Consider the following 554-nt stretch of genomic DNA (forward strand, 5'->3'; position numbering starts at 1 on the left):
TGATGGTGTAATCATCAAGGTTGGTAAACCACAATTTGTTCTCTACGGTGAAGGTGTTTGTCTTGCCTTCTACTGCTTGAATTTTCACTGGTGCAATGACTTGTTTGTATTCTTTCAGGCCAGGGCCCGGGGTTTGATCTGGGTAAATCAGACCATCCATGCAGAAGTTGTAGTTGTTTGGGTAGTCGCCATAATCGCCGCCGTATTTGTAGAACTCTTGGCCGTGTTCATCACGCGCTAGAATGCCGTGATCACACCATTCCCAAACGTAGTGACCTTGAATGTGGTCGTGCGCATAGAACACGTTTTGGTATTCGGTTAAACCACCCGGCCCGTTACCCATCGCGTGTGCGTATTCGCAGATAATGCGTGGCTTCTCGTGTGGGTGTTCGCCAAAGTAATTCATCAGTTGAGCGCGTGAGTACATAGTGGAAATCACATCCACCACTTCAGCATCGCGGTCTTCTTCGTAGTGAACCAAACGGGTGTCATCAAGGGCTTTGGTTGCTGCATACCTCGCACGGATGTTACAGCGATAACCCGATTCGTTACCG

At 48.7% G+C, this 554-nt stretch carries 1 protein-coding gene; it reads right to left on the minus strand.

Annotated features, from left to right (window positions below):
* On the minus strand, positions 1-554 hold a 554-nt coding region (locus R7Z47_RS26325; RefSeq protein WP_318130961.1), incomplete at both ends, for a glycoside hydrolase family 2 TIM barrel-domain containing protein.

The organism is Vibrio sp. 1641 (assembly GCF_033339995.1).
Classification (GTDB): Bacteria; Pseudomonadota; Gammaproteobacteria; order Enterobacterales; family Vibrionaceae; genus Vibrio; species Vibrio alginolyticus.